The sequence below is a fragment of the Micromonospora sp. WMMD998 genome (assembly GCF_029581235.1).
Taxonomy (GTDB): Bacteria; Actinomycetota; Actinomycetes; order Mycobacteriales; family Micromonosporaceae; genus Micromonospora.
Genome location: NZ_CP120740.1, coordinates 410,518 through 436,273 on the forward strand (window position 1 = coordinate 410,518; position 25,756 = coordinate 436,273).

The following is a 25,756-nucleotide window of genomic DNA, read 5'->3' on the forward strand; positions in this document are numbered from 1 at the left end:
CGGTCAAACTACCCTGAACACCATGCGAAAGCGCACACTATTCCGGCTCGCGGCCGGAACCGCCGCCGTCGGCACGGCCACCCTGGCATACGCGTCGCTCGTCGAGCGCAACCTGTTCACCCTCCGCCGGTACGACGTGCCGGTGCTCCCGACCGACGCCGAGCCGCTGCGGGTGCTCCACCTGTCGGACCTGCACATGATGCCCAACCAGCGGCGCAAGCAGGACTGGGTGGCCTCGCTGGCCGCGCTCGACCCCGACCTGGTGGTGGTCACCGGCGACAACATGGCCGACCCGGAGGCGGTGCCCGGCGTGCTGCGCGCCCTCCAGCCGCTGCTCGACCTGCCCGGCGCGTTCGTGTTCGGCTCCAACGACTACACCGGCCCGGTCATGAAGAACCCGTTCACCTACTTCCTGCCCGACCGCGGGTACACCGAGGGCGTGCCGCTGCCGTACGAGGAACTGCGCGGCATCCTCACCGGCGCGGGTTGGGCCGACCTGAACAACGCCCGCACCACGCTGAAAGCCGGCGGGCGGGAGATCGAGCTGGTCGGAGTGGACGATCCCCACATCGAACGCGACGACTACGACGCAGTGGCCGGGCCGGTGAGCGACCCCGGCGCGCTGTCGATCGCGCTCGCCCACTCGCCGGAGCCGGCCGTGCTGGACCGGATGACCGCCGACGGCTTCGGGCTGCTGCTCGCCGGGCACACCCACGGCGGGCAGGTCTGCGTGCCCGGGTACGGCGCACTGGTGACCAACTGCGGGCTGCCCCGCTCGATGGCGCGCGGCCTGCACCGCTGGCCCGGCTCGGACTCCTGGCTGCACGTCTCCGCCGGCCTGGGCACCCACCCGACGGCCCCGATCCGCTTCGCCTGCCCACCGGAGGCGAGCATCCTGACCCTGATCCCCCGCTGACCTCGCCTCACGGCCCGGCGGGGGGTACTGAATTTGATCCCGGAGGCGGGTGGGCTACTATTTGTCGGCACGCCTCGGGGTGTGGCGCAGCTTGGTAGCGCGCTTCGTTCGGGACGAAGAGGTCGTCGGTTCGAATCCGGCCACCCCGACAGAGGTAGAAGTGGTCGAGGCCCCTCCACGGAGGGGCCTCGACCCGTTTCAAGCCTGGTCCTACCACCTCAAGCGGCACGCACCGAGAGTCTTCGCCCAAGACGACGAGGCGCTGATCGTGGCGGCCGAACCGGCCACGAATCCGCACGCCGCAGACACCCATGGCGTTCCACTCACGCTCCGCCCGGCCCACGGGTGGAACAGCATGGATGTCTCCGCGCCCTCTAGACACCCATGGCGTTCCACCCAAGCTTCACCCAGCCCACCAGTGGAACGCCATGGGTGTCTCCGGTGCCGAGCAGATGCCCCGCTCGGGCCGATGCTGCTTGCAATGCGTGATACGACGCGGGTCGGCAGGCCCGACGACGTGCCGGCCGGTGCGCCCGGCTCTGGGCGGTCGTTCGCTCCGCCTGGCAAGGTTGACGCATGCCAGCCATGATCCGATCCCGCCTGACCGATTGGACCACCGTCGCACCCGTGGTCGCGGTGCTCCTGCTCGTGTTCACCTGGGGTCGGGAACTGCCCGGCGTGCTGATCTTCGTGGTCGCCGGCCTGCTCGCGGTCGCCGTCCTGGCGGCCGTCCACCACGCGGAGGTGGTGGCGCACAAGGTGGGTGAGCCGTACGGCTCACTGGTGCTGGCGGTCGCGGTCACCGTGATCGAGGTCGGTCTGATCGTCACCCTGATGATCAGCGGCGGGGACAAGACGCAGGCGCTGGCTAGGGACACCGTCTTCGCCGCCGTGATGATCACCTGTAACGGCATTCTCGGCCTGTCCCTGCTGCTCGGCGCGCTGCGCCGGCAGGTGGCGGTGTTCAACCCGGAGGGCACCGGCGGCGCGTTGGCCACCGTGGCCACCCTCGCCACGCTCAGCATGGTGGTGCCGACGTTCACCACCAGCCGACCGGGACCGGAGTTCTCCCCGGCCCAGCTCGCCTTCGCGGCGGTCGCGTCGCTCGCGCTCTACCTGCTGTTCGTCATGGTGCAGACCGGCCGGCACCGGGACTACTTCCTCCCGGTCACCCAGGAGGGCAGCATCCTGGCCGAGGATCGGGACGGCGACGGGCACGCCGAGCCGCCATCCACGCGTACCGCCCTGGTCAGCCTGGGGTTGCTGGTCGTGGCGCTGGTCGCGGTGGTCGGCGACGCGAAGACCGTCTCCCCGGCGATCGAGACCGCCGTCCAGGCGGCCAACCTGCCGCAGGCGTTCGTCGGCGTGGTCATCGCCCTGCTGGTGCTGGCGCCGGAGACGCTTGCCGCCGCCCGGGCGGCCCGGCGGGACCGGGTGCAGATCAGCCTCAACCTCGCTCTCGGCTCGGCGATGGCGAGCATCGGCCTGACCATCCCGGCGATCGCCATCGCCTCGATCTGGCTGGACGGCCCGCTGCTGCTGGGCCTGGGCGGCACCCAGATGACGCTGCTGGCGCTGACCGCGGTGACTTCCGTGCTCACCGTGGTGCCCGGGCGGGCCACCGTGCTCCAGGGTGGCGTGCACCTGGTGCTGCTGGCCGCGTTCGTCTTCCTCGCCGCCAGCCCGTGACCGACGCCGCCAGCCCGTGACCGACGTCGGCAGGCCCTGACCGGACGCCGCCGGCCCGCACGCATGCTCAGTCGTGCAGCTCGGTGCGGGCGACCTCGGTGAACGCCGCGGTCAGGTAGTCGGCGAGCGGGCGCCCGGTGACCGCCAGCAAATCGGCCACGAGCAGCGGGGCGTGCCGGGCGACGGCCCCCGGGTCGGGCGGGTTCTCGTCGTCGCCCGGGTCGTAGACGCCGAGCGCGCCGGCCAGCAGCACCAGCAGGACGTGCGGGTCGACCTCGGGCCACCACGTTGCGGCCGACCGGACGCAACGCTCCAGCACCTGGCGGACGTCGTCGCCGTCCAGCCCGTCCGGATGCCCCTCCTCCAGCAGCAGCCGGACCACGCCGCCGAGCACCAGCCCGGCCCGGTCGGCGGCGGCGAGGCGTTCCACGGCCGGCCGGTACGCCTCGGCGTCGCGCGCCCGGGCCGCGTCGACCGCGTCCGTGGCGCTCGCGGCGATCTCGCGGGCCGGGGCAGGCAGATGACGCCACGTCGCACTCACCGCCCCAGCATGGCAGACCCCTCCGCTCCCCTCCCCTCCCTGCTCGTTGATCAAGGAGTTTGCGTCGCCGCGCGGCGCGTTCCCGACGCAAACCTCTTGATCAACGCGCCGAGGGTGGGTGCGGACGGCGGGGAGCGAGAGGGGGAGAGAGACGGGAGTGGGCCCCGGAGCTGTGCTCCGGGGCCCGTCGGTGGTGCGGGTCAGGCGGCGGGGACCTCCGCGGTGGTCTGGATCCGGTCCAGCGCCGGCGCGGACACCGGCGACTTCTCGGTCAGGTACGCGGTGAGGGCGTCCAGGTCGATCTGGCCGGTCACCGCGTTGGTGCCGCCGGGCAGCACGCTGAAGCCGTCGCCACCACCTGAGAGGAAGTTGTTCACCGTGACCCGGTAACTGGCGGTGTCGGTCACCGGGGTGCCGTTGATGGTGAGGCTGCCCCGGACCACCCGGGTGCCGGCGCACGGCGTGCCGGCCGGCGCGGTGGTGCCGTCGACGTCGACGACGTAGTGCACGCTCGACGAGGCGTAGAGCACCCGCGCCACGGTGAACTGCTGCTCCAGCAGGCAGTAGAGCTGCGCGCCGGTCAGGTCCAGCGTCACCAGGTTGTTGGCGAACGGTTGGACGGTGAACGCCTCGGCGTAGGTGACCGGGCCGGCGTCGATGTCGGCGCGTACGCCGCCGGGGTTCATGAACGCGGCGACCGCGTTCTGCTCGTTGTCGGTGGCGGCGAGCTGGGAGTCGGCGATGAGGTTGCCCAGCGGCGACTCACCGGTCTGGTAGGTCGGGTTGCCGTTGGCGTCGACCCCGGTCTGGTAGAGGTTCTCCTGGGTCTTGGTGATCGCCTCGGTGGTCTCGCCGACGACCCGGTCGGCGACCGGGCCGAGCGCGGTCTTGTACCGGCTGATCAGCTCGGTCGAGGCCGGGTCCTTGGCCACGTCGCGGGTGACCACGACGTTGTTCGCCGACGCGCTCACCACGTCCCGGGTACGCGGGTCGATCTTCAGGTTGATGTCGGTGACCAGGCGGCCGAACGAGCTGGCGCTGGTGACCAGCTTGCCGTTGATGTTGCAGTTGTACGCGGCGTGGGTGTGCCCGCTGACGATCACGTCGATGGACGGGTCCATCCGGTTGGCGATGTCGACGATCGGGCCGCTGAACCCGGTGCAGTCGTTGATGCCGCCGCCGTTCTGCACGCCGCCCTCGTGCAGCAGCACGACGATGCTCTTGACGCCGAGCAGTCGCAGGATCTTGGCGTACCTGTTGGCGGTGTCGGCCTCGTCGGTGAACCGCAGCCCGGCGACGCCCTGCTGGCTGACGATGTTCGGGGTGCCCTCCAGGGTCATCCCGATGAAGCCGATCGGCACGCCCTTGACGATCTTGATGCCGAACGGCTGCATCAGCGGCAGGCCGGTGGAGGTCTTGAACGCGTTCGCGGAGAGGTACTTGAACTTGGCGCCCTTGAACGGGGTGCCGTCGGCGCAGCCGTCCACCGGGTGGCAACCGCCGCGCTGCATCCGCAGCAGTTCGGTGGCGCCCTCGTCGAACTCGTGGTTGCCGACGCTTGCGAACTCGAGCCCGGCGAGGTTCATCTCCTCGATGGTGGGCTCGTCGTGGAAGGCGGCGGAGAGCAGCGGCGAGGCGCCGATCAGGTCGCCCGCGGCGACCGTGACCGTGCCCTTGCCCTGCTTCTTGGCCGCCGCACGCATGGCCTTCAGGTGGCTGGCCAGGTATTCCGCGCCACCGGCGGACTGCCCGTCGATGGTGCCGCTGGACCCGGTCGGCGGCTCCAGGTTGCCGTGGAAGTCGTTGATCGCGAGCAGTTGGACGTCGACCGGCTTCGAGTGGGCCTCGGCCTGGTCGGGGTGGACGGCGACCGCGGTGAACGCGGTCGCGGCGAGTGCGGCCAGGCCGACGGCGGCCCGGCGGCGCATCCCGGGGACGGACATGGAACTCCTCGTGAGATACCGGCGCGTGGCGGCCGGACGATGGTTCGCCCGGCGGCCCTGATCCGTGCCGTGACAGGGGTCGATCGCGGACGCGGCGATCGGGGGAACGCCGCCCCGCCCGGGGTAGCTTCTCATCCACCGGGCCGCAGGTCGACCTGGTGGCGTGAGGAATCCTGGACGGGCCGGACAACAGGTGCCGGTCTGCCCGACGAGTCCGACATGACGGTCGGGTGAAATTGTCGCGGCACGCGGGCGCGCGACGCGGAGCCGGGAGGACGCCGGCTCCCAGGGACCGGGGAGCCGGCGTCGACGCTCATGTCACGCGGAAAACCTTGCCCTGGCAACCTTCCTCCCCGGAAAAACTCCCGCCGGGCCATCCATCGCGAACCGAACGGTCGATCACACCCGACGGTCCGGCACTCGTGGCGGTCTGTCCGAACTCGACCGTGCCGCCGGAGGGCCGGTCGGAGACCTGGGCGGCGACAAGCGTGCGGAGCGCCGCCCGGGTCCACCGCCCGGCGACGCCCGGTCGGCCCGCCAGGTAGTCGACGATCCGCGCGACGTCCCAGCCGTGCGCCTCCCGCAGCCCGCGCGCCAGCATGCCGGCATAGACCGGAGCCGGTCGGGTCCAGGGCACCTCCACCGCCCGGTGGCCGGCGGTGAAGGTGAGCATCGGCAGGCCGTCGCGGGTGCCGACCCGCAGCAGCGTCTCGTAGCGTCCCGGACCGAGCGTGACCCGGCCGGTGTCGACGGCCGCGAGGATCCCGGCCAGGTCCGCGCCGGGCGGCCGGTACATCTCCTGGGCGGCGATGTCGGCGAACTGCTCGACCGTCACCAGGTAGCCGCGGACCGCCGCGCCGCCCGGCAGCTCCGGGTCGTAGAACGCCATGCCGCCGGTCCAGGCCCGGGACTCGCCGGCGAAGTAGACCCCGCCGGGAATCACCGCCGGCACCGTCCGCCGCGGCGGCCGGCAGTCCCGACAACCCGGGTACGTGCGCAGCCCGCCCGGTGGCCGCCCGCCACGCAGATACCAGTCGAGCCGCGCCGCGTGCAGGTTGGAGCCGTACGCGACGTACCAGAGCAGCGGCACGTCCCGCACCAGCGGGCGCGCCCGGCCGGGTGGCCGACGCGGATCGCTGCGCATCGGCGCCTCCTCGGACCCGGGATATCCACCGTACCCACAGGCCGTCCACAGGCTGTGGATAGCACATGTGTACGAAGGTCGACGGCACCCGGAGATGAGTACATTTGATCGTGACCATCCCCCCTCCCAGCAGGAACGACGTGGATCACGAGCGAGTCCTCCGCGACGTCACGGCACGCCTCCCCACGGCGTCGACCGTGCCCGAGGCGTGCCAGTGGACCGTGGCCGCGCTCGCCCGGCACACCCCGGCGACCGCCACCGTCCTGCTCCGCGTCCACGACCGCCTCCGGTGCGTCGCCGCCACCGGCGCCTGGCAGGTCTTCTCGCACGTGCCGGCGACGGCCGACGGCGCGGCCCCGGCCCGGCGCCGGCCCGAACCGTCGGTGGTGCGGCGGGTCTACACCTCCGGCGAGACCGCCACCGTTCCCGACGTCGCCGCCGATCCCGACTACCTCCCGGTCCGCCCGGACGTCACCGCCGAACTCTGCGTGCCGGTACGCGACCCGGCCGGCGACCCGATCGGCGTGCTCGACCTCCAGTGGAGTGGCCCGGTCACGCTCGCGCCGTGGCGGGCGACCGCCGAACGGCTGGCCGACCGGCTCGGCGCCCGGATCGCGGCGCTCGGCGGGCCGCCGGCCGAGAGCCGCAGCGAGAAACTGCTCCGGCACGCCGCCGCGTTCACCGCCGCCCCGACCGACTGGGACCTGATGGCCGCCGCGATCGCCGCGGCCCGGGACGTGTCCGCGCTCTCCGCCGCCGTGCTGGTGCTCACCGGCCGCCGTGGGCCCCGGCTGGGCGCGGCCACCGACATCCCCGGCGAGTTGGAGACCCGGATCCGGGCCGAGCTGGCCGAGGCCGGTCCGGCCACGCTGGAAAAGATGATCGAGCGCGCGCACCGGTACGGCTCGGCGTACACGCTTGGCGAGGCGGGGCACCCGCCGACCGAGGAATACCTGCCGCTGACCCGGGCCGGCGCGTCCACGCTGGTGGCGGTGCCGGTCGGCGCGCCGTCCGCGGGTGGGGTGCTGCTGGTCGCCGACGAACGGTCGCTGCGGCCGGACCCGACCACGGTCAACCTGATCGAGCTGCTGGCCGGGCAGGCGTGGACCTGCCTCGACCGGCTGCACACCCTGGCACGGCTACGCGAGCAGGCCAGTTCCGACCCGCTCACCGGGCTCCGGCACACCGGGCCGTTCGGGCGGCGGATCGCCAGCGTCACGCCGGGGCGTACCGCCCTGCTGGCGATCGACGTGGACGGGTTCAAGGACGTCAACGACACGTACGGCCACCAGGCCGGCGACCGGCTGCTGGTGGGGCTGGCCCGGGCGCTTGAGGGCGCGCTGCGGCAGGGCGACGAGCTGTACCGGACCGGCGGCGACGAGTTCGTCGCGGTGATCGAGGTGAGCCACCCGCAGGAGGCGGTCGGGATCGCCGAGCGGCTCACCGACGCGGCCCGCCGCGCCGGCCGGACGATAAGCGTCGGCGTCGCGCTGCCCCGCCAGGGCGAACCCCCCGAGCGCACCCTCCACCGCGCCGACCAGGCCCTCTACGCGGTCAAGCGCCACGGCCGGGACGGCGTCCACCTCTCCGCCGCCTGACCCCACCCGTTGATCATGAAGTTGTTGTCACCCCGCCCGGCGTGTCGTGGTGATAACTTCATGATCAACGATCGGGTCAGTGGGTCAGGTCCTTGGCCAGGAGTTCGGCTATCTGGGCGGTGTTCAGCGCGGCGCCCTTGCGGAGGTTGTCGCCGGTCACGAAGAGGTCGAGGGCGCGGGGGTCGTCCACCGCGCGGCGGATCCGGCCGACCCAGGACGGGTCGGTGCCGACCGCGTCGATCGGCATCGGGAACTCACCGGCGGCGGGGTCGTCGACCAGGATCACGCCCGGCGCGTTGCGCAGCGCCTGGCGGGCGCCCTCGGCGTCCACCTCGGTGGCGAAGACCGCGTGCACGGCGACCGAGTGTCCGGTCACCACCGGCACCCGTACGCAGGTGGCGGAGACCTTCAGGTCGGGCAGACCGAGGATCTTGCGCGACTCGTTGCGCAGTTTCAGCTCCTCGGTGGACCAGCCGCCGTCTCCGAGCGAACCTGTCCAGGGCACCACGTTGAGCGCCAGCGGGGCCGGGAACGGGCCCAACTCGTCGCCGACGGCCTGGCGCACGTCACCGGCGCGGGAGCCCAGCCCCCGGTCCCCGGCGACCTTGCCGAGCTGGAGGTGCAGCGCGTCCGCCCCGGCCTGCCCCGCCCCGGAGGCCGCCTGGTAGGAGGCGAGGACCAGCTCGCGCAGGCCGTACTCCCGGTGCAGCGGGGCGATCGCCACGATCATCGCCAGGGTGGTGCAGTTGGCGTTGGCGACGATGCCGCGGGGCCGGTCGTGAATCTGCTCGGGGTTGATCTCCGGGACCACGAGCGGCACGTCCCGCTCCATCCGGAACGCGCCCGAGTTGTCCACCACCACCGCGCCACGGGCCACCGCGACCGGCGCCCACTCGGCCGAGACGCCGTCGGGCACGTCGAACATCGCCACGTCGACGCCGTCGAACGCCTCCGCGGTGAGGGCCCGCACGGTCAGTTCCTCACCCCGGCACGGCACCCGCCGGCCGGCCGAGCGCTCCGAGGCGAGCAGCCGGATCTCGCCCCACACGTTGCGCCGGGACGAGAGGATCTGGCACATCACGGTGCCGACGGCACCTGTCGCCCCGACCACGGCGAGGGTGGGCAGCGACGCCATCGGCGTTACCGCCCGGTGCCGGCGTAGACGACGGCCTCGGTGTCACCACCCAGCTCGAAGGCGTCGTGGATGGCCTTGACCGCCTTGTCCAGGTCGGTGTCCCGGCAGACCACGGAGACCCGGATCTCCGAGGTGGAGATCATTTCGATGTTCACGCCGGCGGTGCCGAGCGCGGCGAAGAAACCGGCGGCGACGCCCGGGTGCGACCGCATTCCGGCGCCGATCAGCGAGACCTTGCCGACGTGGTCGTCGTAGAGCAGGCCCTTGAACTTGACCGGCTCCTGGATCTTGCTGAGCGCGGCCATCGCGGTCGGGCCGTCGGCCTTGGGCAGCGTGAACGAGATGTCGGTGCGACCGGTGCCCTCGGTGGACACGTTCTGCACGATCATGTCGATGTTGATCTCGGCACCGGCCACGGTGTCGAAGATCCGCGCGGCGGCGCCCGGCTCGTCGGGCACCCCGACGATGGTGATCTTCGCCTCGCTGCGGTCGTGGGCGACGCCGGTGATCAGTGCCTGTTCCACGGGAAGGTCCTCCATCGATCCGGTGACCATCGTGCCGGTGTTGGTCGAGTATGACGAACGGACGTGGATCGGCAACCCTGCGCGCCGGGCGTACTCCACGCTGCGCAGGTGCAGCACCTTCGCACCGCAGGCGGCCAACTCCAGCGTCTCCTCGTAGGTGATCCGCTCGATGTGCCGGGCGTTCGGCACGATCCGCGGGTCGGCGGTGAAGATGCCGTCCACGTCGGTGTAGATCTCGCAGACATCCGCGTGGAGCGCGGCGGCGAGCGCCACCGCCGTGGTGTCCGAGCCACCCCGGCCGAGCGTGGTGACGTCCTTGGTGTCCTGCGAGACGCCCTGGAAACCGGCGACGATGACCACCGCGCCCTCGTCCAGCGCCCCCTTGAGCCGCCCCGGCGTCACGTCGATGATCCGGGCCCGGCCGTGCACCGAGGTGGTGATCACGCCGGCCTGCGAGCCGGTGAACGAGCGGGCTTCGTACCCCAGGTTGTGGATGGCCATGGCGAGCAGCGCCATGGAGATCCGCTCCCCGGCGGTGAGCAGCATGTCCAACTCGCGGCCCGGCGGCAGCGGGCTGACCTGGTTGGCCAGGTCGAGCAACTCGTCGGTGGTGTCGCCCATGGCGGAGACCACCACGACAACGTCGTCACCCGCCTTGCGGGCCGCCACGATGCGCTCGGCCACCCGCTTGATCCGCTCGGCGTTGGCGACGGAGGACCCGCCGTACTTCTGCACCACGAGTGCCACGACGGTGCGCTCCCCTCCAGTGACGGCCCTGAGCGTGCCGACGCCGCCGGGTCTCTCGGTCCGGCGGCGCGTGTCAGACCTCTTCAGGGTATCGGGCGGGTCACGCCGCCGGGTCGGGTGATCCCACCATCCGGCCTCGGCGTGGGGCGGCTCACCAGCCTCGGAGGCCACACGGGCCGCAAACGGTACAGCCGTACGGTGGGCTGACCCGGACGGTCGCGGCGCGCAGAATGGCCTGGTGCACGCTCACCGACGCGCGGCCCGCCGGCTGGCCGGCCTGCTCGCGCTCACCCTGCCGGCGCTGCTGGCCGCCTGCGTCGCCGAGCCGCGGGAGGCGACCCCGACCGGTGCCCCCGATCCGGTGTCGGTGCAGGTCGACGCCGCCCGCGACGAACTGGCCGGGCTGGCCGCCGCCGCCCAGGACCGGCACCTCACCGCCACGTACGCCTTCGCGCCGCCCGACGGTGCCTCCCGGCCGGTCGCGGTGACAAGCGCGAACGACGGAAGCTGGCGGGTCGACGTGCCCGGTTGGGGGCGGAACGGCACGGTGGACGTCTCGCTCGCCGGCACCTCGGACGGCCTGTTCCAGTGCGCGTTGCCCTCGGCCGGGTGGACGCGGCCGGCCGGCTGCGTACGCCTCGGCGACGCCGACGACGCGCTGCCACGCCGGTTGGACCCGCGGGTGCAGCACCCGTTCACCGACTGGCTGGAGGTGCTCACCGACCGGCGCGCGCCGCTCGTCGTCTCGCCCGTCACGCCGCCGTCCGGCGTCGACAGCGGTCGGTGCTACACGGTCGACTCCACCTCGGCCTCGCTCAACGCGCCGCTGGACGTGGGCGTCTACTGCTTCGCCGACGACGGCACCCCGGTGGCGGTCCGGGCCACGTTCGGCGCGCTCACCCTGACCGGCGAGCCGGGCCCGGCGCCGGCGACGATCGACCTGGCGGGCGCGGTGACCGAGGGTGAGCCGGTGGATCGGGCCGGACCCACGCCCGAACCGTCGTAGCGGTTTGTCCGTTACGGGTGTCCTTGACCACATTATCCTCACCCGGCCTCCGGTCATAAAACGGTCATCGCGGACGATATGGCGATGACCGACCTGACCCCGCTGCTCGCCTTCCGCTGGAGTCCCCGCGCGTTCGACCCCGACACGGAACTGACCGCCGACGAGGTGGCCAGCCTGCTGGAGGCGGCCCGCTGGGCACCCTCGACCGGGAACGCCCAGCCGTGGCGGTTCGCGCTCGGACACCGGCAGGACGAGACCTGGAAGCGGATCCTGGTCGGCCTGCCCGAAGCCGACCAGGGATGGGCGCGGCACGCCGCCGCACTGCTGCTCGCCGCACACGCCGGCGGCGAACCGGAACGGACCGCGTACGACCTGGGCCAGGCGGTCGCCCACCTCACCGTCCAGGCCACCGCGCTCGGCCTGCACGTACGCCAGCTCACCCGCCTCGACCGCGCCCGCCTCGCCACCGAACTGGACCTGCCCGACGACGTCCGGCCGCTGGCGGTGGCCGCGGTCGGCCGGCTCGGCGACCCTGCCACGCTCCCGCCGGACCTGTACGCCCGGGAGACCGCGCTCCGCCTCCGCCGGCCCCTGCCCGCCCTGCTCCTGCACTGAGCGTCGCCAGCCGGCGCAGCCGGGTCAGGTGCCGCGGGCGGCCCGGAGCAGGGCGGCGCCGACGTCGGTGTTGCGGTAGAGCACGTGCCGCCCGGAACGCGACCGGGCGACCAGCCCGGCCGCGTGCAACGCGGTGAGGTGCTGGGAGACGTTCCCGGCCGACATCCCGGTGAGCCGGGCCAGGTCGGTCGTGGTCACCGCCGAGTCCAGCAGGTGCAGCAGCGCGGCCCGGCCGGCCCCGACCACCCGGGCCAGCGGGTCGCCGGGCGCCGTCGGGGCCCGCTCCCAGAGCGTCCCGACCGCCCGGACCGGGTACGCCCCGGCGGGGAGCGAATCCTCCAGCAGGTTCCACAACACCCGCCGGTCGGTGAACACGCCCGGGTTCAACGCCAGCCCCCGCCCGCGCAGGTCGAAGTCGCGCTCGAACGGGTCGTCACTGACCACCCGGTCACCGAGCCAGCGCAGGCTCGGGTGGAGCTGTTCGAACAACCGACCCGCGCCACCCTCGGCGAGCTGCGCGGCCCGGTGGGCCACGTCGGCATCGAGCAGCGCCCGCATCCGGGGCCAGTCCGCGGCGATCGCCTCGTCGTGCCAGACCCGCACGGCCTCGACGAGCTGCGGCAGCAGCCCCCGGGGATCGGCCAGCAGCGCCTGCCCGAACGGGCTCAGCGGCCGGCGCGGGGTGGTCGCCAGCAGGTCCTGGACCACCACCTCCGGCGGCGTCGCGGCGATCTGGTCGAGCTGCTCGGCCATCCCTACGGCCGGCCGGGCCGCCGGGGTGAGGAAGTCCGGCAGCCAGCGACGCGGCCGGGTCAGCTCCACCAGCGGACGGACCCGCACGGCCACCTCCGGGCGGCGCAGCGTCACCCGGGCCCGGTCGATCCAGGGCAGGTGCACCGCGTAGCGGACCGGGTCGGCCAGCGCCCACATGCTCATCACGGTCTCGTTGGCCGGCGACACGGCGAACCGCACGCCCGCCACGTCGGCCAGGCTGAACCGCAACTCGGACACCCGCACCCCCGCCGCCAGGATTCGGCCCAGCCTAAAACGCTCGACCCGGGCATGGGGGGCACGGTTTGCTCACCGGTCATGGGGGCCAGAGAGAGCATTCGCACCGCCGTTCGACACGTCGTACCGCCGGCCGGGCTGACCCGCGCGCTGGCCGTGCAGGCCATGGTGAACGCCGTCGGCCACGGCCTGTTCCAGGCCGGCAGCGCGGTCTTCTTCACCCGGGCGCTGGGGCTGAGCCCGGCCCAGGTGGGTCTCGGCCTCTCGCTGGCCGCCGGGGCGTCGCTGCTCGGCACCGTCCCGCTGGGCGGTCTCACCGACCGGTACGGCCCGCAGCGGGTCTGGATCGTCGGTCTGCTGCTCGACGCGGCGCTGTTCGCGACGTACCCGTTCGTCGGCGGCTTCACCGGGTTCCTCGCCGTGGTGCTCGCGCTGGCCGTGGTGGGCGCCGCCGCGAACACCGCGCGCCAGGTCTACTCGATCAACGTGCTGCGCCCGGAGGAACGGGTGACCGCGATGGCCTACCAGCGGTCCTCGCTCAACGTCGGCTTCGGGCTCGGCGCGCTGATCAGCGGCCTGGTGCTGGCCGTCGACACGATCTGGGCGTACCGGGGCATGGTCTTCTTCATCGCCACGGTCTTCGTGGTGACCGCCGTCTTCGTGAACCGGCTCCCCCGGCTGCCGGAGGTGACCCGGCCGACCGAGCCGATGAGCCGGTTGGCGGTGCTGCGGGACCACCCGTTCATGACCGTCTCGCTGCTGTCCGGACTGCTCACCGCGCACCAGACGCTCTACCTGACGGTGATGCCGTTGTGGATCCTCACCCACACCGACGCGCCGAAGACGATCATCGCGGCGCTGGTGCTGCTCAACACGGTCCTGATCGTGCTGCTCCAGGTGCGGGCCAGCCGGGGCGCGGACACCGCGCCGGGCGCGGCCCGGGCATCCCGCCGGGGCGCGCTGCTGATCGCCCTGTTCTGCGTGGTCCTGCCGATCTCGGCACAGACCCGGGGCTGGCTGACGGTGGTGGCGCTGGTGGCCGCCGCGACACTGCTCATCCTGGCCGAGCTGATCGAGTCGGCGGGCACCTGGGGGCTCACCGCGACGCTGCCGCCGGCCGCCCAGCGCGGCGCGTACGTGGGCGCGTTCGGGCTCGGCTCGCAGCTCCAGTTCCTGATCGCCCCGGCGGGGCTGACCGCGCTCGGCGTGACCACCGGCGGCTGGGGCTGGTACCCGGCGGCGGGGATCTTCGTGCTGGTCGGGCTGGCGATCGTGCCGGCGGTGGCCCGGGCCGAGCGGACGCCCCGGCTGGGCGAGATGCCGGAGTCCACCCGTACGGTGACTCCGGTCCCATAGTCCGGACCGGCCTTCCCACCGCCCGTCCCACCACGTAGGGTGACCCTGACATGTGGCGGGCCTATCTTCTCCTTGGCTGCCGCGACGGGGCCTGACCGGCCGGCACCTCGTCGCGGAGTTGAACCGCGCCGTCCAGCAATCCGAACCTCTCCTCGGCACCGCCGTGCACCGTCGCCCGGCACATCGCCGACACCTTCCGATCTGCTGACGCCACATGTTTCCAGGGAGCAATCCGAGATGGCTCAACCTGTCACCGACACCGATCCGTTCGCCCGGCAGCGTCCCAGCCGGATGCCGGTCCACCGTTACCTCCCGTACGACAAGCAGTTCCAGGTCGAGCTGCCGGATCGTGCCTGGCCGACCCGTCGCGTCGAGGCCGCGCCCCGCTGGTGCGCCGTCGACCTCCGCGACGGCAACCAGGCGCTGATCGACCCGATGTCCCCCGAGCGCAAGCGCCGGATGTTCCACCTGCTCGTACAGATGGGCTACAAGGAGATCGAGGTCGGCTTCCCGTCGGCCAGCCAGACCGACTACGACTTCGTCCGGCAACTGATCGAGCAGGACCTGATCCCGGAGGACGTCACCATCCAGGTGCTGACCCAGTGCCGGGAGCACCTGATCGAGCGGACCTTCGAGTCGCTGCGCGGCGCCCGCCGGGCCATCGTGCACTTCTACAACTCGACCTCCACGCTCCAGCGCCGGGTCGTCTTCGGCCTGGACCGCGACGGCATCACCGACATCGCCACCCAGGGCGCCCGGCTCTGCCAGAAGTACGCGGAGATCCACACCCCGGACACCGACATCCACTACGAGTACTCGCCGGAGTCCTACACCGGCACGGAGCTGGACTACGCGCTGGAGGTCTGCGCGGCGGTGATCGAGGTGGTCGACCCCACCCCGGACCGGAAACTGATCGTCAACCTGCCGGCGACGGTCGAGATGGCCACGCCGAACGTCTACGCCGACTCGATCGAGTGGATGCACCGGCACCTGCCCCGGCGGGACAGCCTGGCGCTGAGCCTGCACCCGCACAACGACCGGGGCACCGGCGTGGCCGCCGCCGAGCTGGGCCTGCTCGCCGGCGCCGACCGGATCGAGGGCTGCCTGTTCGGCAACGGCGAGCGCACCGGCAACGTCGACCTGGTCACGCTGGGCCTGAACCTGTTCTCCCAGGGCATCGACCCGATGATCGACTTCTCGAACATCGACGAGATCCGGCGCGCGGTCGAATACTGCAACCAACTGCCGGTGCACGAACGCCACCCGTACGCCGGCGACCTGGTCTACACCGCATTCTCCGGCTCCCACCAGGACGCCATCAACAAGGGCTTCGCCGCGCTGCACGCCGACGCGACGGCGGCCGGTGTGCCGGTCGACGAGTTCACCTGGGCCGTGCCCTACCTGCCGATCGACCCGAAGGACCTGGGCCGCACCTACGAGGCCGTCATCCGGGTCAACTCGCAGTCCGGCAAGGGCGGCGTCGCGTACATCATGAAGTCCGAGCACCAGCTCGACCTGCCGCGCCGCCTCCAGATCGAGTTCTCCGGCGTGGTGCAGGGCGTCACCGACCACGACGGCGGCGAGGTCGACCCGGGCACCATGTGGGAGATCTTCGCCCGCAACTACCTGGTCGACCACCAGGTCGACCCGGCGGTCACGCTGGCCGGCTACACCATCGGCACCGTCGACGGCAAGGTCGAGATCGACGCCCGGGTCGGCTTCGGCGGCGAGGTCCAGTCGCTCACCTCGGTCGGCAACGGTCCGATCGACGCGTACGTCAACGCGCTCCAGTCGCTGGGCGTGACGGTACGGGTGCTCGATTACCATGAGCACGCGCTCTCCTCCGGCGGGGACGCGCAGGCAGCCGCGTACGTGGAGTGCGAGGTGGACGGCCGGACGGTGTGGGGCGTCGGGGTGGACGCCAACATCGTCACCGCCTCGGTCAAGGCGGTAACGAGCGCGGTAAACCGCACCCGCGCCTGAGATGTAAGGCGGGGCCCCTTCTTAACGCTTTTTGCATAGGAAGGGGCCCCGCTTAACATGCACCCTCGGCGCGAGCCCTGCGGTGTTAATAGGGGGCCCCGCCTCTACCGAATGCGTTAAGAAGGGCCCCCTCCTTGCTTCCGGGGGCGGTGGATGAGCACGACGGCCAGCAGCGCGCCGGCGAGCAGCAGGCCGGCGCACCACGCCATCGCGCCCCGGTAGGCGTGCGCCAGCGCGCCCTTCTGCTCGTATCCGGTGCCCGAGAGCCCGACCAGCAGCGGCAGCGCCGCCACCGCGAGCAGGCCGCCGGCCCGGGAGGCGGCGTTGTTGAAGCCGCTCGCCACCCCGGCGAACCGGTCCGACACGGCGCCGAGCACCGACGTGGTCAGCGGCGCGACGACGAGGGTCAGCCCGGCGCCGAACAGCACCACGCCGGGCAGCACGTCCGTCCAGTAGGACGCACCCGGGCCGACCCGGCGCAGCAACAACAGGCCCGCCGCGGCGACGACCGGGCCGACGGTCAGCGGCAGCCGGGGCCCGATCCGGGCGGAGAGCGCGCCGGCGCGCGGCGAGCCGACGAGCAGCAGCACCGTCATCGGCACCGTGGCCAGGCCGGTGAGCAGTGCCGACCAGCCGACCACGTTCTGCAGGTAGACGGCGAGGAAGAAGGTGAACCCGCCGAGCGCCGCGTACACCACCACGGTGAACACGTTGAGCACGGAGAAGAGCCGGCTGCCGAACAGCGCGGTGGGCAGCATCGCGGTGTCGCCGCGTCGCCGTTCGACGAACACGAAGACCGCCACGGCGGCCACCCCGACCACCGCCGCGGCGAGCACCGCCGGGGAGGCGCCCTGCGCCGGGGCGTCGATCAGCGCGTACGTGACGCCGCCGAGCGCCAGCGCGCCGAGCAACGCGCCGGTCACGTCGAACCCGTGCCCTCCGCCGGTACGCGAGACCGTCTCGTCGCGGCTCTCCGGCACCCAGCGCATCGCGGCGAGCACCACGCCCACGGCCAGCGGCAGGTTGACGAAGAAGATCCACCGCCAGGAGAACGTGTCGATCAGCCAGCCGCCGACGAGCGGCCCGAGCGCGGTGGACACGCCGGAGAGGCCGGACCAGGTGCCGATCGCCCGCCCCCGGTCGTCCGGGTGGAAGCTGGCCTGGAGCACGGAGAGCGAGCCGGGAGTGAGCAACGCCCCGCCCGCGCCCTGGAGGAACCGGGCGGCGATGAGCCAGCCGGTGTCCTGGGCCAGTCCGCAGAGCACCGACGCGACCGCGAACCAGACCACCCCGAGCAGGAAGATCCGTCGCCTGCCGAACCGGTCGCCGAGCGCGCCGCCGAGCAGCACGAACGCGGCCAACATGAGCAGGTATCCGTTCACGGTCCACTGCAGACCGGACACGGTGGCGTCCAGTTCCGCGCCGAGTCGCGGCAGTGCGACGTTGACCACGGTGCTGTCCAGGAAGACCATGCCGGAGGCGAGGATCGCGGCGAGCAGCGTGCCGCGTCCGGCGGCGGAGCCGGTACGCAGCGCGGGAGCGGGAGAGATCACGGTTGTCCACTCTGCCCGGGTTGCCGCGCCGACGCCACGAATCACAGAAACCGCCGCCGGGTACTGTGCGGACTCGCCCGGAGCACGCAAGCTGGAGAGGTGTCGTCTGTGCGTACGAGATCAGGAGTTCGAGCCGGGTTGACCGCCGCGGTCAGCGCGGTGCTCGCCCTCGGCGCGGCCGGCTGTGACCCCGCGGTCATCGAGCCGGACGCGCCGCCGAGTGCCTCGGGGAACGTGAACCAGCAGCTCGGCGAGCTGACCGTGGCCACTGCCGGGTCGATGAAGGGTTACAGCCGCTCCCGGTTCCCGCACTGGCGGGACACCGGCAAGAACTGTGACGTGCGGGACAGCGTCCTCCAGAAGGACGGCGAGGGCATCAAGCTCTCCGGCTGCAACGTGGTCGGCGGGCGTTGGGAGAGCGTGTACGACGGGGTGGTGCTGACCGACCCGTCGGACGTGGACATCGATCACACCGTGCCGCTGGCGAACGCCTGGCGCTCCGGCGCGGACGAGTGGGACGACTCGAAGCGGGGCGACTATGCCAACGACCTGACCCGCCCACAGCTCATCGCGGTTTCCGCGAGCTCCAACCGGGCAAAGGGTGACCAGGACCCGTCCCAGTGGAAGCCGGCGAACCGGTCGTACTGGTGTCAGTACGCGGCGGACTGGGTGACGGTCAAGCACTACTGGCGGCTGACGGTGACGAGCGCCGAGAAGGCCGCCCTCACCGACATGCTGGAGGGCTGCACATGGGCGAGCAAGCCGTGACTGGGGCGGGTGGCGCACCGGCCCCGGACCCGACGCCGGACGCCGCCGCCGGGGACGCCACGGCGGCCGGCGGTGACCCGACCCCGGCCGGTCCGGCCTCGGCGGGGATGACCGCGGACGGCCGGCAGCCGGCGCCCGCCGACGTCTCCGGCGCGGGAATGTCCGCCGACGCGGCGCCGGGCGCGGCGGGCGCGCCGGCCGGTCCGGCGTCGCGCGCCACCGACATCACCGCCGGTCCGGGCGGGGTGATGACCGACGAGGTCGGCGTGGTGACCGGCGAGTTGACGTTGCGGACCGAGCACGCCGACGGCCGGGTGACGCTGCGGGTGCAGTACAAGGACGCCGACGAGTGGTACGCGGTCACCGGCGGCACCGCGCCGCTGGCCGACCCGGCCGCGCTGGACGCGGTGCACACGGTCGCGGTGGGCCTGCTGAACCGCCCCGAGGGCTGAGCCGAGGTGACGCGCCGGCCCGGTACGGGGGCCGGCGCGTCCTCGGGTCACGAGGTCGGGATGAGTTCGTCCGGTTCGCCCGGTGCCGCGCCGTCGTCCGGCCGGACCAGCTCCGGCTTCACCTCGTGCGGCCGGATCCGGCCGGCCGCGATGTCCTCGGCGTAGTGGCAGGCGACCCGGTGCCCGTCGAGCACCTCACGCAGCGCGGGCCGCTCGTCGGCGCAGCGGGCGGGCTGCGCCCACGGGCAGCGGGTGTGGAACCGGCAGCCGGCCGGCGGGTTCGCCGGTGACGGCAGGTCGCCGACGAGCAGGATCCGCTCCCGACGGTCCTCGACCTGCGGGTCGGGCACCGGCACCGCCGACATGAGCGCCTTGGTGTACGGGTGCATCGGCTCCCGGTAGAGGTCGTCGCTCGACGCCTCCTCCACCAGACCGCCGAGGTACATCACCCCGACCGTGTCGGCGATGTGCCGGACCACCGCCAGGTCGTGCGCGATGATCAGGTACGTGAGGCCCCGCTCCTCCTGCAACTCGTCGAGCAGGTTGAGCACCTGCGCCTGGATGGACACGTCGAGCGCGGACACCGGTTCGTCGGCGACGATCAGGTCCGGCTCCAGCACCAGCGCCCGGGCGATGCCGATGCGCTGACGCTGGCCGCCGGAGAACTCGTGCGGATATTTGCTGAGCGCCGAGGCGGGCAGGCCGACCGCGGCGAGGGCCTCCCGCAGCCGCTTGCCGACGGCCGCCTTGTCCTTCGCCAGGTCGTGCGCCTTGAGGCCCTCGACCAGCAGCGACTCCACCGACTGCCGGGGGTCGAGGCTGGACAGCGGGTCCTGGAAGATCATCTGGATGCGGCGGCGGATCCGGCGCATCGGCTCGTCCTTGAGCGCGCGGAGGTCGGTGCCGTCGAAGACGATCTCACCGTCGGTCGGCTCGACCAGCCGCAGCAGGCCCCGCCCCAGGGTGGACTTGCCGCAGCCCGACTCGCCCACCAGCCCGTACGTCTCGCCCTTGTTGATGGTGAGCGAGACGCCGTCGACGGCGTAGACGTGCCCGATGGTGCGGTCGAAGAGCACGCCGCTCTTGATCGGAAAGTGGACCTTGACGTCGCGCAGTTCGACGAGTGGTCCGGTCCGCTCGGTCGACTCGGTCACGGGACCGCCACCTCCTCCGATACGGGGTTGTTGCAGCGCAGGTCGCCGCCGTTCGCGGTGGGTTCCAGTGGGGGCGTCCCGTCGAGGCAGGCGTCCACCACGTTGTCGCACCGGGGCGCGAACGCGCAGCCCTCCGCCCACGGGATGTTGTCGGCCACCGAGCCACGGATGGCGTGCAGCCGCTCACCCCGCGGCGAGTCGAGCCTCGGCACGGAGCTGAGCAGCCCGTGCGTGTACGGGTGCCGCGGCCGGGCGAACAGCTCGTGTCGGGCGGCCCGCTCCACGATCTTGCCGCCGTAGAGCACGTTCACCGTGTCGCAGAGGCCGGCCACCACGCCCAGATCGTGGGTGATCATGATCAGCGCGGTGCCGGTCTCGTCGACGAGTTGCTTGAGCAGCGTGAGGATCTGCGCCTGGATGGTCACGTCCAGGGCGGTGGTCGGCTCGTCGGCGATCAGCAGCCGGGGCTTGCAGGCGAGCGCGATGGCGATCAGGGCGCGCTGGCGCATGCCGCCGGAGATCTGGTGCGGGTATTCCTTGAGCCGCCGCGTCGGGTCCGGGATGCCGACCGCGTCGAGCAGTTCCCGGGCCTCCTTCAGCGCCACCTTGCGGTCCATGCCGCGGTGCCGTTCGAGCACCTCGGCCACCTGGGTGCCGATCGGGATGACCGGGTTCAGCGAGGAGAGCGGGTCCTGGAAGATCATGCCGATGTCCCGGCCGCGCCGGTCCCGCAGGTCCTCCGGACGCAGCTTCAGCAGGTCGGCCCCGTCGAAGTTGACCTCGCCGGTGACCTTGTTGCCGCGCTTCGGCAGCAGGCCCATGATCGCCAGGCTGGTGACGCTCTTGCCGCAGCCGGACTCGCCGACCAGGCCGACCGTCTGCCCGGGCTCCACGCTGAAGCTGACCTCGTCGACCGCGGTGAACGGTCGCTCACCGCGGCGCTGGAACACGACGCTCAGGTCGCGTACGTCGAGCAGGCTCATCGGGTCACGTCCTCACCGTGCTGGTCATTGGTCCACACCGCCGTCACCGCCGGCTCTTCGGGTCGATGGCCTCGCGCATGCCCTCGCCCAGCAGGGTGAAGCCGAGCGCGACCACGATGATCGCGACGGCCGGGAAGTAGGCCAGCTCGGGCCGGACCTCGAAGTAGCGCTGACCGTCCACACCGAGCATCAGGCCCCACTCCGCGCGGTTGATGTCGGGGTCACCGAGGCCGAGGAAGGACAGCGACGCGGCTTCCAGGATCGCGGTGGAGAGGGTGAGCGTCGCCTGCACGATCACCGCGGTCATCGCGTTGGGGAGCATGTGCCGCAGCACGATCGCCCCGCGCTTGACGCCGAGCGCGCGGGCCGCGAGCACGTGGTCGCTCTCCCGTTGGGCGAGCATCGATCCGCGGAGCAGCCGGGCGAAGATCGGCACGTTGACGATGGCGACCGCGAGGATGACCGTCCACTGGCTGGACCGGCTGGCCATGGCCACCAGGCTGATCGCCAGCAGGAGCGCCGGCAGGGCCAGCATCACGTCGGTGAACCGCATCAGGATGTTGTCGACCCAGCCGCCGAACGCGCCGGCGAGCGCGCCCACGAGCACGCCCAGGGCCAGCCCGATCAGCGTGGCGAGCACGCCGACGAACAGGGTCTGCCGGCTGCCGTGGATCATCCGGGACAGGAAGTCCCGGCCGAGCGGGTCGGAGCCGAGCGGGAACTCGCTGCTGGCGCCGGGGATGTTGTCGACGGTCAGGTTCTTCGTCAGCTCGTCGAAGCGCTGCGCGGGGTCGTGCGGCGCGAGCAGCGGCGCGAAGATCGCGACCAGGACGAACAGCGCCACGATGGACGCGCCGACCATCGCGGTCGGGTTGCGGCGCAGCCGGCGGAGCGCGTCCCGGACCAGGCTCACGCCGCCCTTGTCGGCGGTGGCCTGGGCCAACTGCTCCAGCCGGGCGCGCTTGCGCTCGCCGAGCCGGTCCAGGCCACGGGGCAGGGTGCCCTCGGGCTTCTCCGTGACGGCCGACGGGTCCACGCTCTCGCGCTGGGCGCCGACGGTGGGCTGGATGATCGGGTCGCTCATCGCACACGCACCCTCGGGTCGATGAAGGCGTAGGAGAGGTCGACCAGGAGGTTGACCAGCACGAAGACCAGCGCGGCCAGCAGGATCAGCGCCTGGAGCACCGGATAGTCACGGCCGCCGCTGATCGAGTCGTAGATCAGCGTGCCGAGGCCGCCCCAGTTGTAGACCCGCTCGGTGAGCACGGCGCCGGAGAGCAGCGCGCCGGTCTGCAGGCCGATGGTGGTGACCACCGGCAGCAGGCCGTTGCGCAGGACGTGCCGGCCCCGGATGGTCTTGTGTCGCAGGCCCTTCGCCTCGGCGGTGCGGACGTAGTCCTCGTTGAGCACGTCGAGCACGCTGGCCCGGGTGATCCGGACGATGACGGCGAGCGGGATGGTGGCAAGCGTGAACGCCGGCAGGACCAGGTGCCACAGCGCGTCGCCGGTGGCGTCGAACTCCCGGGTGAGCAACCCGTCCAGCACGAAGAAGCCGGTGACGTCGGTGTTGTTCACCCCGGTGCTGATCCGACCGGAGGGCGGGAACAGGTGCATGTTCTGGGTGAAGACGTCCTTGAGCAGATAGCCCAGGAAGAAGATCGGGATCGAGATGCCGAGCAGGGTGCCGCCGATGCTCAGGTTGTCCAGCAGCCGGCCGCGGTGCCGCGCGGCGAGGTAGCCGAGCGGCACACCGAGCCCGATCGCGATGATCATGGCGGCGGCGGCCAGCTCGACGGTGGCCGGGAAGGCACGGCCGATCACCTCGGTGACCGGGTCACCGCTCCGGATCGAGTTGCCGAAGTCGCCGGTCAGCAGCCGCTGCATGAATTTCGCGTACTGCACAAGGATCGGCTGGTCGTAGCCGAGGGCCTTGATCAGCAGGGCCCGCCGCTCCGGCGTGGCCCGCTCACCGAGCAGCGCCTCGACCGGGCCACCGGGAAGGTTCCGCAGCCAGACGAAGACCAGAGCGGACAGCCCTATCAGGGTCACCACCAGCTGCAGCAGGCGGCGAACTATGACTCGCAACATCTCTCACACACCAGATTCTCGTGAACAGCGGGTCGGCCCGGGCCGGGAGAGAGAGCCCGGCCCGGGCCGATTCCGCGTGTCGCGTCAGCGGTGGGTAACGCCTCAGCCGACGCTGACGGTGTTGAAGCGCTCGTCGGTCAGCGGGCTGGCGACGAGACCCTTGACGTCCTTGGTGACCACGATGGCCGGCGGAGCGTGCCAGATCGGCACGGCCGGCAGCCACTTGGCGGCGATGTCGCGGTTGACCTGCTCCCAGGCCGCCTTCTTGCCGGCCTCGTCGACCGTGCCGTCGGCCTTGCCGATGGCGTCGAACATCTCGGTCATCCCCTGGTCGCCGAACTCGACCTTCTCGCGGCCGAAGAACGTGCCGACGAAGTTGCCCGGGTCGTTGTAGTCACCGGTCCAGCCGAGCAGGTGCAGGTCGTGCTTGCCGAACTGCTGCACGTCGTCCTTGTAGCCACCGTTCCACGGGCGGGCCACACCGTTGACCTTGATGCCGACGGCCTGCAGGTCGTTGGCGAGCACGGTGAAGATCTCCTGCGGGTTCGGCATGTACGGCCGGGAGACGTCGGTCGGGTAGTAGAAGTTGAGCGACAGGTTCTCCGCGCCCGCCTCCTTCAGCAACTGCTTGGCCTTGTCCGGGTTGTACTCGTACTTCTGCACGTCCTGCGCGTAACCGAGCACCGTGTCCGGCATGAACTCGTCGGCGACCTTGGTGCCACCCGGGCCCTTGGTCTGGACGAGCTGCTCACGGTTGAGGGCGTAGGCGATGGCCTGCCGGACCTTGAGGTCCTTCAGCTTCGGGTTCTTCTGGTTGAAGCCGAGGTAGAGGATGTTGAACGCCGGGCGGTCGAGAACCTGGAAGCCCTCACCCGACAGCGCCTTCCGGTCGGCCGGGGCCGGGAAGTCGATGCCCTGGACGGTGCCCGCCCGCAGCTCCTGCTTGCGGGTGTTCTCGTCCTTGATGACCTTGATGACGAGCTTGTCGACCTTGGCCTTCTCGCCCCAGTAGTCGGCGTTGCGCTCCAGGGTGATCTCACCCTTGGCCTTGTCCCAGCCCACGTACTTGAACGGGCCGGTGCCGACCGGGTGCTCGTTGGCGAACGCGCTGTACTCGAACGAGTCGCCGTTCTGCTTGACCGCGTCGGCGTCGTACTTCTTCAGCGCGTCCGGGCTGGCGATCGACAGGGCGGTCAGCGCGAAGGCGCCCGGGAAGGCGCCCTTGTACTTGTTCATGGTGACGACGGCGGTGCCGTCGTCCTTCGCCTCGCACTTGTTGTAGACCGGGTCACCGACGCCCTCGGCCTCGTTCTTGGCGTAGCCCTCGAAGACGTCCGAGTAGTAGATCATCTGCGACTGGGCGGCGGCGCCCTTCATGTTGAACCAGCGGTCGAAGTTGAAGCAGACCGCTGCCGCGTTGAAGTCGGTGCCGTCGTGGAACTTCACGCCCTTGCGGAGCTTGAAGGTCCAGACCTTGCCGTCCGGGTCGTGCTCCCAACTCTCCGCCAGGGCACCCTGCAGCTCGGCGGTGCCGGGCTTGTTCTGCACGAGGGTGTCGTACATCTGGCGGATCGGCCGGAACGACTCACCGTCGTCGTTGAAGATCGGGTCGAAGTTCTTCGGGTCCCCGGCGCCGGCGAAGACGAAGGTGCCGCCGGTCTTGGCGTCCCCACCTTCGTCTTCGCGATCGCTCTTGGCACAGCCGGACGCACCGACCGCCAGGGCGGCCACGGCCGCGAGGGCCACGGCCGTTTTCAGCCTGCTCGCCTGCATCTCTCACCTCTGTCATGCACATGTGTCCACGCCGAGCTGTGACTCAGTCCGTGAGCGGGAGGGTATGGCATGTCACATAGGAGTGGAAAGAGCGGCGGGCAATCGCTATCAAGCCGACACCTTCCGAGGCCGCCTCACATCATGGCCTGGTGGCGGGTACACCCCCACCACCAGGCCATGAACTCAGACCGCCCGACGCCCCTCGAAGGCGCGGCCGAGCGTGATCTCGTCGGCGTACTCCAGGTCGCCGCCGACCGGCAGGCCGCTGGCCAGCCGGGTCACCGCGATCCCCATCGGCTTGACCATCAGCGCCAGGTAGGTGGCGGTCGCCTCGCCCTCGGTGTTCGGGTCGGTGGCGAGAATCAGCTCGCGGACCTCACCGCCGCCCAGCCGGGTCATCAGCTCCCGGATCCGCAGGTTGTCCGGGCCGATGCCCTCCAGCGGATTGATCGCGCCGCCGAGCACGTGGTAGCGCCCGCGGAACTCGCCGGTCCGCTCGATCGCCACCACGTCCTTCGGCTCCTCGACCACACAGAGGACCTCATCGGTACGCCGCGGGTCGCGGCAGATCCGGCACTGCTCGGACTCCGCCACGTTGTAACAGGTCGTGCAGAACCGCACCAGGTCCTTGACCTTGCGCAGCGCGCCGGCCAGCCGGTTGACGTCGGCCGGGTCGGCCGACAGGACGTGGAACGCGATCCGCTGGGCGCTCTTCGGGCCCACGCCCGGCAGCCGGCCCAACTCGTCGATCAGGTCCTGGATGGCACCTTCGTACATCTG

General features: G+C 71.7%; 22 protein-coding genes and 1 tRNA gene. 10 read left to right on the plus strand and 13 right to left on the minus strand.

All coding sequences use genetic code 11. The features are described from left to right. Positions 1-22: 22 nt before the first annotated feature. The 3 genes from O7619_RS01980 (at position 23) to O7619_RS01990 (ending at position 2,605) form a co-directional block, all read left to right on the plus strand. On the plus strand, positions 23-916 hold the full coding sequence (locus O7619_RS01980) for a metallophosphoesterase (RefSeq protein WP_282285307.1): 894 nt from the start codon (positions 23-25) through the stop codon (positions 914-916). Between the two features lie 75 nt (positions 917-991). Next, positions 992-1,065, plus strand: a tRNA-Pro gene (locus O7619_RS01985). A 436-nt stretch (positions 1,066-1,501) separates the two neighbouring features. Then, entirely contained in the window at positions 1,502-2,605 is a 1,104-nt protein-coding gene (locus O7619_RS01990) for an ionic transporter y4hA (protein WP_282288642.1), read from the plus strand. Between the two features lie 67 nt (positions 2,606-2,672). On the opposite strand, the gene O7619_RS01995 is transcribed toward O7619_RS01990, so the two are convergent. The 3 genes from O7619_RS01995 to O7619_RS02005 all read right to left on the minus strand — a co-directional run bounded on the left by O7619_RS01995 (position 2,673) and on the right by O7619_RS02005 (position 6,233). Continuing rightward, positions 2,673-3,146, minus strand: coding sequence for a hypothetical protein (locus O7619_RS01995; RefSeq protein ID WP_282285308.1), 474 nt, complete (start codon positions 3,144-3,146; stop codon positions 2,673-2,675). A 200-nt stretch (positions 3,147-3,346) separates the two neighbouring features. Next, on the minus strand, positions 3,347-5,089 hold the full coding sequence (locus tag O7619_RS02000; RefSeq protein ID WP_282285310.1) for a bifunctional metallophosphatase/5'-nucleotidase: 1,743 nt from the start codon (positions 5,087-5,089) through the stop codon (positions 3,347-3,349). Between the two features lie 313 nt (positions 5,090-5,402). Then, positions 5,403-6,233, minus strand: coding sequence for a histone deacetylase (locus tag O7619_RS02005; protein ID WP_282285311.1), 831 nt, complete (start codon positions 6,231-6,233; stop codon positions 5,403-5,405). Between the two features lie 140 nt (positions 6,234-6,373). On the opposite strand from O7619_RS02005, the gene O7619_RS02010 reads away from it, so the two are divergent. After that, complete coding sequence (locus tag O7619_RS02010; RefSeq protein WP_282285312.1) at positions 6,374-7,831, plus strand: sensor domain-containing diguanylate cyclase; 1,458 nt, start codon at positions 6,374-6,376, stop codon at positions 7,829-7,831. A gap of 76 nt (positions 7,832-7,907) precedes the next feature. Here the strand turns inward: O7619_RS02010 and O7619_RS02015 are convergent, their stop codons facing one another. Continuing rightward, positions 7,908-8,966, minus strand: coding sequence for an aspartate-semialdehyde dehydrogenase (locus O7619_RS02015; RefSeq protein WP_282285313.1), 1,059 nt, complete (start codon positions 8,964-8,966; stop codon positions 7,908-7,910). A gap of 5 nt (positions 8,967-8,971) precedes the next feature. Beyond that, positions 8,972-10,237 (minus strand): aspartate kinase, encoded by a 1,266-nt coding sequence (locus tag O7619_RS02020; protein WP_281586184.1) that lies wholly within the window; start codon positions 10,235-10,237, stop codon positions 8,972-8,974. A gap of 238 nt (positions 10,238-10,475) precedes the next feature. Between O7619_RS02020 and O7619_RS02025 the strand changes: the two genes are divergently transcribed. Further along, complete coding sequence (locus tag O7619_RS02025) at positions 10,476-11,243, plus strand: hypothetical protein (RefSeq protein ID WP_282285315.1); 768 nt, start codon at positions 10,476-10,478, stop codon at positions 11,241-11,243. A gap of 84 nt (positions 11,244-11,327) precedes the next feature. Then, positions 11,328-11,858 carry a nitroreductase family protein gene (locus O7619_RS02030; protein ID WP_282285316.1) on the plus strand — a complete coding sequence of 177 codons (531 nt, stop codon included), beginning with the start codon at positions 11,328-11,330 and terminating at the stop codon, positions 11,856-11,858. A gap of 24 nt (positions 11,859-11,882) precedes the next feature. Here the strand turns inward: O7619_RS02030 and O7619_RS02035 are convergent, their stop codons facing one another. Continuing rightward, positions 11,883-12,869 (minus strand): MarR family transcriptional regulator, encoded by a 987-nt coding sequence (locus O7619_RS02035; protein ID WP_282285317.1) that lies wholly within the window; start codon positions 12,867-12,869, stop codon positions 11,883-11,885. A 78-nt stretch (positions 12,870-12,947) separates the two neighbouring features. Between O7619_RS02035 and O7619_RS02040 the strand changes: the two genes are divergently transcribed. After that, complete coding sequence (locus O7619_RS02040; RefSeq protein WP_282285318.1) at positions 12,948-14,222, plus strand: MFS transporter; 1,275 nt, start codon at positions 12,948-12,950, stop codon at positions 14,220-14,222. Between the two features lie 237 nt (positions 14,223-14,459). Next, on the plus strand, positions 14,460-16,205 hold the full coding sequence (gene leuA / locus O7619_RS02045; protein WP_282285319.1) for a 2-isopropylmalate synthase: 1,746 nt from the start codon (positions 14,460-14,462) through the stop codon (positions 16,203-16,205). A gap of 116 nt (positions 16,206-16,321) precedes the next feature. On the opposite strand, the gene O7619_RS02050 is transcribed toward leuA, so the two are convergent. Next, the gene (locus O7619_RS02050) at positions 16,322-17,755 is read right to left on the minus strand and encodes an MFS transporter (RefSeq protein WP_282288644.1); all 1,434 of its coding nucleotides are present in this window, start codon (positions 17,753-17,755) and stop codon (positions 16,322-16,324) included. 111 nt (positions 17,756-17,866) lie between these two features. On the opposite strand from O7619_RS02050, the gene O7619_RS02055 reads away from it, so the two are divergent. Both O7619_RS02055 and O7619_RS02060 read left to right on the plus strand, forming a co-directional pair. Continuing rightward, a complete protein-coding gene (locus O7619_RS02055; protein ID WP_282285320.1) occupies positions 17,867-18,526 on the plus strand; it encodes an HNH endonuclease family protein in 660 nt (219 codons plus the stop codon). Next, positions 18,508-18,978, plus strand: a complete 471-nt coding sequence (locus O7619_RS02060) for a hypothetical protein (protein WP_282285322.1) — start codon at positions 18,508-18,510, stop codon at positions 18,976-18,978. Before O7619_RS02055 ends, O7619_RS02060 begins: the two co-directional genes overlap by 19 nt. A gap of 47 nt (positions 18,979-19,025) precedes the next feature. Here O7619_RS02060 and O7619_RS02065 read toward each other — a convergent pair whose 3' ends face one another. The 6 genes from O7619_RS02065 to recR all read right to left on the minus strand — a co-directional run bounded on the left by O7619_RS02065 (position 19,026) and on the right by recR (position 25,753). Further along, positions 19,026-20,132: an oligopeptide/dipeptide ABC transporter ATP-binding protein gene (locus tag O7619_RS02065; protein WP_282285323.1), complete on the minus strand. Its 1,107-nt coding sequence runs from the start codon at positions 20,130-20,132 to the stop codon at positions 19,026-19,028. Next, a complete protein-coding gene (locus tag O7619_RS02070) occupies positions 20,129-21,115 on the minus strand; it encodes an ABC transporter ATP-binding protein (protein ID WP_282285324.1) in 987 nt (328 codons plus the stop codon). The genes O7619_RS02065 and O7619_RS02070 overlap by 4 nt, the downstream gene beginning before the upstream one ends. Positions 21,116-21,158: 43 nt before the next feature. Then, the gene (locus O7619_RS02075; protein WP_348774368.1) at positions 21,159-22,100 is read right to left on the minus strand and encodes an ABC transporter permease; all 942 of its coding nucleotides are present in this window, start codon (positions 22,098-22,100) and stop codon (positions 21,159-21,161) included. A 95-nt stretch (positions 22,101-22,195) separates the two neighbouring features. Further along, positions 22,196-23,203: an ABC transporter permease gene (locus O7619_RS02080; protein ID WP_282285327.1), complete on the minus strand. Its 1,008-nt coding sequence runs from the start codon at positions 23,201-23,203 to the stop codon at positions 22,196-22,198. Between the two features lie 102 nt (positions 23,204-23,305). After that, a complete protein-coding gene (locus O7619_RS02085; RefSeq protein WP_282285328.1) occupies positions 23,306-24,976 on the minus strand; it encodes an ABC transporter substrate-binding protein in 1,671 nt (556 codons plus the stop codon). A gap of 183 nt (positions 24,977-25,159) precedes the next feature. Further along, positions 25,160-25,753: a recombination mediator RecR gene (gene recR, locus O7619_RS02090; RefSeq protein ID WP_013289050.1), complete on the minus strand. Its 594-nt coding sequence runs from the start codon at positions 25,751-25,753 to the stop codon at positions 25,160-25,162. Between the last annotated feature and the right edge of the window lie 3 nt (positions 25,754-25,756).

Coding starts and splice junctions, on each gene's coding strand:
- O7619_RS01980 (WP_282285307.1), top strand. CDS start 23: ATGCGAAAGCGCACACTATTCCGGCTCGCGGCCGGAACCGCCGCCGTC.
- O7619_RS01990 (WP_282288642.1), top strand. CDS start 1,502: ATGATCCGATCCCGCCTGACCGATTGGACCACCGTCGCACCCGTGGTC.
- O7619_RS02000 (WP_282285310.1), bottom strand. CDS start 5,089: ATGTCCGTCCCCGGGATGCGCCGCCGGGCCGCCGTCGGCCTGGCCGCA.
- O7619_RS02005 (WP_282285311.1), bottom strand. CDS start 6,233: ATGCGCAGCGATCCGCGTCGGCCACCCGGCCGGGCGCGCCCGCTGGTG.
- O7619_RS02015 (WP_282285313.1), bottom strand. CDS start 8,966: ATGGCGTCGCTGCCCACCCTCGCCGTGGTCGGGGCGACAGGTGCCGTC.
- O7619_RS02030 (WP_282285316.1), top strand. CDS start 11,328: ATGACCGACCTGACCCCGCTGCTCGCCTTCCGCTGGAGTCCCCGCGCG.
- O7619_RS02040 (WP_282285318.1), top strand. CDS start 12,948: ATGGGGGCCAGAGAGAGCATTCGCACCGCCGTTCGACACGTCGTACCG.
- leuA (WP_282285319.1), top strand. CDS start 14,460: ATGGCTCAACCTGTCACCGACACCGATCCGTTCGCCCGGCAGCGTCCC.
- O7619_RS02060 (WP_282285322.1), top strand. CDS start 18,508: ATGGGCGAGCAAGCCGTGACTGGGGCGGGTGGCGCACCGGCCCCGGAC.
- O7619_RS02070 (WP_282285324.1), bottom strand. CDS start 21,115: ATGAGCCTGCTCGACGTACGCGACCTGAGCGTCGTGTTCCAGCGCCGC.
- O7619_RS02080 (WP_282285327.1), bottom strand. CDS start 23,203: ATGTTGCGAGTCATAGTTCGCCGCCTGCTGCAGCTGGTGGTGACCCTG.
- O7619_RS02085 (WP_282285328.1), bottom strand. CDS start 24,976: ATGCAGGCGAGCAGGCTGAAAACGGCCGTGGCCCTCGCGGCCGTGGCC.
- recR (WP_013289050.1), bottom strand. CDS start 25,753: ATGTACGAAGGTGCCATCCAGGACCTGATCGACGAGTTGGGCCGGCTG.